We start from the raw sequence: 4,579 nt of genomic DNA on the forward strand, positions 1-4,579 counted from the left end.
CCGTGATGGCGAGCCGCCCGTCCATGCCCCGCCTGCTCGCGCGGGAGCTGATCGACCACCACGCCGAGCACGCCAGCGAGCAGATCACGCATCTTGCCGCCACGCTGTTCACGCGGCTCTGCGACCTCATCCGCGCGGGGCAGGAGGGCGGCATCTTCCGGCGCGACCTGGATCCGCGGTTCGCGGCCCTCTCCACCGTCTCGCTCGTCCCGTACGCCCACATCGCACGCCCTGCCGTCGGCCTGCTGCTCGGCCGCGGGGTGGACGGGCCGACGGACGAGGAGATGCGCGCCTACGGACGCCACGCGGCGGAGTTCGCCCTCTCCGCCCTGCTCGCCCATCGGCCGCGGCCTGAGGCTACGGAACCGGCGAATACCGAAGAGGAGGGAAGATGAGACGGCCCGCATTGCTCGCGCTGGCCCTCGCCGCCGCCGCGTGCCGCGGCGACGGCCCGCAGACCGCCACGGGCACGGTGGAGGTGACCGAGGTGGACGTGGCGCCGCTCCAGCCCGCGCGCATCGTTGCCGTGCGCGTGGAGGAAGGCGCCCGCGTGCGGGCCGGCGACACGCTGGTCGTCCTCGCGCAGGCGGCCACGCAGGGCGCGGTGCCGCAGCAGGCCGCGCGCGTCGCCGCCAGCCGCGCCCGCCTGCGCGAGGTGGAGGCCGGCCCCCGCGCCGCCGAGATCGCCCAGGCCCAGGCGCAGGTCCGCAGCCGCGAAGCCGAGGCCGGCCGCGCCGCCCGCGACGCCGAGCGCTACCGGCCGCTCGCCGCCCGCGGCATCGTGAGCCGCCAGACGTACGACCAGGCGCGCGCCGCCGCCTCCGTCGCCGCCAGCCAGCTCGACGCCTCCCGCCAGTCGCTCCGCCTCCTGCGCGAGGGCGCGCGTGCGGAAGAGGTCGAGTCCGCCCGTGCCGAGGTGGCGGGCGCGCAGTCCGCCCTCGAAGCCTCGCGCGCCACCGCGGCCGAGCTGACGCTGGTCGCGCCGGTGGACGGCGTCGTCCTCGGCCGCTGGGCCGAGCCGGGCGAGACGGTGGCCGCGGGCGAGACCGTGCTCACCGTCGGCCGCACCTCGCGGCCGTACACGCGCGTGTACGTGAACGAGCGCGTGCTGCCGCGCATCCGCGTGGGGCAGCGGCTCACGGCCACGCTCGACGGGCTGCCCGGCCGCCCCTTCTCCGGCCGCGTCGTCTCCATCAACGACAAGGCCGAGTACACGCCGCGCATCGCCCTCACCGAGACGGAACGCGCGGACCTGCTGTTCGGCGTCAAGGTGGAGCTGTCGGACCCCGCGGGCGCGCTCAAGGCCGGCCTCCCCGTCACCGTCACCCTCCCCGAGGCGCGGTGAGCACGACCGCCGCGCATCCGCCCGAAGTCTCCGCATCCCCCGGCAGCGCCGTCCGCACGTCGGCGCTGCGCAAGACGTTCGGGCCGCTCGTCGCCGTCGATGGGCTGGACTTGGAGATATCTACCGGCGAGGTGTTCGGCCTGCTTGGTCCCAACGGCTCGGGGAAGACGACGACCATCCGCATGCTGTGCGGGCTGGTCACACCCACGTCCGGCAGCGCCACCGTGGTCGGGTTCGACGTGGCGAAGCAGCCGGAGAAGGTGCGCCAGGCCATCGGCTACATGTCGCAGAAGTTCGGGCTGTACGACGACATGACGGTCGCCGAGAACCTGCGCTTCTACGCATCCATCTACGGCCTGTTCGGGCGTGAGAGGGACGAGCGCGTCCGCCACCTGCTGGCCGAGCTGGACCTGGAGGACCGCGTGGGCCAGCTCACCGGCACGCTCAGCGGCGGCTGGAAGCAGCGCGTCGCGCTCGCCTGCGCGACGGCACACCGGCCGCGCATGCTCTTCCTGGACGAGCCGACCGCGGGCGTGGACCCGGCCGCGCGCCGCCGCTTCTGGGAGATCATCTACGGGCTGGCGCAGCAGGGCACCACCATCCTGGTCACCACCCACTACATGGACGAGGCGGAGCGGTGCGGCCGCATCGCCTTCCTCTCCCGCGGCCACCTCATCGCCCTGGGCACCTCTGCCCAGATCACCAGGCAGTTCGGGCAGGCGACGCTGGAAGACGTGTACGTGGAGATGCAGCGCCGCGACGAAGGCGTGCGCGTATGAGCCCCGTGGAGCGCATCCGCCGGTCGCTGCTCTGGCCGATGTTGTGGAAGGAGTTCGTGCAGATGCGGCGCGACCGGTTCACGCTCGCGCTCATGCTCGCCGTCCCGGCCATGCAGCTCGTCCTGTTCGGCTTCGCCATCCGCACCGACGTGCGCCACCTCCCCACCGTCGTCCTCGACGAGTCCAACACGGCGGAGAGCCGCGCGCTCGTGGCGGTCATGCAGAACACCGACAACTTCCGCATCGTCGGCGCCGTCCGCAGCCGCGGAGAGCTGCGTACCGCCATCGAGCAGGGAGATGCGCGGGCGGGCATCGTCATCCCGCCCGACTACACGCGCAACGTGAAGCGCGGCCGCACCGCCAGCGCGCAGGTCATCGTCGACGCGGCGGACCCCATGGCGTCGTCCACCGCGCTCTCCGGCGCCGCGATGGCGGCGCAGGCCCGGTCCGCCGCGCTGATGGGGCGCACCACCTTCGCGCCTCCTCCGCCGCTGGACGTGCGGGTGCGGCCGTGGTACAACCCTGCGCTGCGCAGCGAGGTCTACATCGTCCCCGGCCTCATCGGCGTGCTGCTCACGCTCACCATGATCCTCATCACCTCGCTCGCGATCACGCGCGAGCGCGAGCGGGGCACGCTGGAACAGCTCATCGTCACGCCCATCGGCAAGACGAGCATGATGCTGGGGAAGATCATCCCGTTCATCCTCGTGGGCTACGTGCAGATGACGGTGGTGCTCGTCCTCGGCCGCGTGCTCTTCCACGTCCCCATGCGCGGCAGCCTGCTCGCCCTCTACGCCGTCACGCTCGCCTTCATCGTCGCCAGCCTGGGGCTCGGCCTCGTGGTCAGCACGGTCGCGCGAACGCAGGCGCAGGCCATGCAGCTCAGCTTCATGCTGCTGCTGCCCAACATCCTCCTCTCCGGCTTCATGTTCCCGCGCGAAGCTATGCCGCGTGCTATCCAGCTCGCCAGCGCCGCGCTGCCGCTCACGTATTATCTGCGCGTCATCCGCAACGTCCTCCTCAAGGGCGTCGCGGTCCAGCACCTGCTCGGCGACGCCGCCGTCCTCACCCTCATGGCCGCCGTCATCGTCACCTTCAGCGTCCTCCGCTTCTCCAAGACAGTCGAGTAGCTCCGACCATCTCCGGTCGGTGGACAACGGACCTCACACGGAGGCGCGGAGGCGCGAAGAACGGCAGGAGAGCGAGCTGTTCTCCGCGTCCCCCGCGTCTCCGCGTGAGCCATTGCAGGTGGAACGAATGGATGCCAGGAGGATGCGAGAAGCCCGCGCGGGATATCGCGCGGCTTGGCTGCCTCCCAGCCGGGAGCCCCCTCAGACGCAGGCCGGGCAGCCGACCATGGTAGCGACCCGGGCCGTCGTCGTGTCCGGCGGCGGGGCGCCGCAGGTGTAGGCGCACGTCGCCACGCACGTGTGCGCGGTCGCAGCCGCGTGGCCGACCACGGTGCCCCGGCCGCGGGTCGCCGGGGAGGTCTCGAAGCGCTCCACCGCCAGCGCGTCCAGGTTCAGGCTGATCTTCCTCATCGTCGTCTCGCTTTCAGCGGGTGTCCGTGCCGTGAGCCGGGCGGATCCACGGCGTGTACCGAGTGATGCGCGGCACGTCCACCGCTATTCCGGAGATGCCGCGCATCGTCAACGATGTGCGGCGGGAAAAGCCACGGCAATGGGCGTTCGCTGTAGACGCGCGACACGGGGTTCGGACGATGCGCGTCAGGAGCTTGCGCGGTTTGCTAGATTGGTTTCGGGCGATGCAATCGAGCCGACGCGCGATGCGGGTGGGTGCGCGGATTCCGCCTCGGGCTGGCTCGTTCGGGGGAGGGCGGAGCCGGCGGGATGTGGGTTCGCGGAGCCGCCTGGAAAGCGCCCGTGCGCACGGTGGACGGAGGGGTGGGAGGGGTTGACGAGGCAACCGCTCGTGCCTATACTTCTCGTCTTGCTCCCCGCACGGGATACGTGCATCCATATACCGCGGGACCGGCGCAGGTAGCCGCTCCGGCGGGATTTGCGTTCGGCGGGAGCGGAAAGCGTCGTTCGGGCGACCATGCCCGTGGCGAGGGGATTGGGCTCACGCAGCTCGGTCGGCAGAGCACCTCCCCGCGAGGGGAAGGGTCACGGGTTCGAATCCCGCGTGCGCTCCTGCGAGCCCTCAGTGTTCAACCATCCGTCGGGGACCACAGAGCAAAATGGCCAAGGCTAAGTTCGAGCGGAACAAGCCGCACGTGAACGTGGGCACCATCGGCCACGTCGACCACGGCAAGACCACGCTGACCGCGGCGATCACGCGGATCCAGGCGGCGAAGGGTCTGGCCGACTTCGTCAGCTTCGACAACATCGACAAGGCACCCGAGGAGCGCGCCCGCGGCATCACGATCGCGACCGCGCACGTGGAGTACCAGACGGAGAAGCGCCACTACGCGCACGTCGACTGCCCCGGGCAC

Annotated in this window: 6 protein-coding genes; 5 read left to right on the forward strand and 1 reads right to left on the reverse strand. The window is 71.5% G+C overall.

Annotated elements, in window-relative coordinates; translation table 11 throughout:
• The 4 genes from VFE05_17960 to VFE05_17975 form a co-directional block, all read left to right on the forward strand.
• On the forward strand, window positions 1–395 hold a 395-nt coding region (locus tag VFE05_17960; GenBank protein HET6231963.1), incomplete at its 5' end, for a hypothetical protein.
• The gene (locus VFE05_17965) at window positions 392–1,345 is read left to right on the forward strand and encodes an efflux RND transporter periplasmic adaptor subunit (GenBank protein ID HET6231964.1); all 954 of its coding nucleotides are present in this window, start codon (window positions 392–394) and stop codon (window positions 1,343–1,345) included. The genes VFE05_17960 and VFE05_17965, both read left to right, overlap by 4 nt.
• Entirely contained in the window at window positions 1,342–2,124 is a 783-nt protein-coding gene (locus VFE05_17970; GenBank protein HET6231965.1) for an ABC transporter ATP-binding protein, read from the forward strand. The genes VFE05_17965 and VFE05_17970 overlap by 4 nt, the downstream gene beginning before the upstream one ends.
• Window positions 2,121–3,254: an ABC transporter permease gene (locus VFE05_17975; protein ID HET6231966.1), complete on the forward strand. Its 1,134-nt coding sequence runs from the start codon at window positions 2,121–2,123 to the stop codon at window positions 3,252–3,254. The genes VFE05_17970 and VFE05_17975 overlap by 4 nt, the downstream gene beginning before the upstream one ends.
• Before the next feature lie 201 nt (window positions 3,255–3,455).
• Here the strand turns inward: VFE05_17975 and VFE05_17980 are convergent, their stop codons facing one another.
• Window positions 3,456–3,665 carry a hypothetical protein gene (locus tag VFE05_17980; GenBank protein HET6231967.1) on the reverse strand — a complete coding sequence of 70 codons (210 nt, stop codon included), beginning with the start codon at window positions 3,663–3,665 and terminating at the stop codon, window positions 3,456–3,458.
• Between the two features lie 659 nt (window positions 3,666–4,324).
• Between VFE05_17980 and VFE05_17985 the strand changes: the two genes are divergently transcribed.
• Window positions 4,325–4,579: GTP-binding protein (locus tag VFE05_17985; protein ID HET6231968.1), on the forward strand; the 255-nt coding region annotated here is incomplete at its 3' end.

It is taken from the genome of Longimicrobiaceae bacterium (assembly GCA_035696245.1).
In the GTDB taxonomy this organism is placed as follows: domain Bacteria; phylum Gemmatimonadota; class Gemmatimonadetes; order Longimicrobiales; family Longimicrobiaceae; genus DASRQW01.

Excerpts from the sequence above, each read along its gene's own strand:
- VFE05_17965 (HET6231964.1), top strand. The coding sequence starts at position 392 with ATGAGACGGCCCGCATTGCTCGCGCTGGCCCTCGCCGCCGCCGCGTGC.
- VFE05_17975 (HET6231966.1), top strand. The coding sequence starts at position 2,121 with ATGAGCCCCGTGGAGCGCATCCGCCGGTCGCTGCTCTGGCCGATGTTG.
- VFE05_17980 (HET6231967.1), bottom strand. The coding sequence starts at position 3,665 with ATGAGGAAGATCAGCCTGAACCTGGACGCGCTGGCGGTGGAGCGCTTC.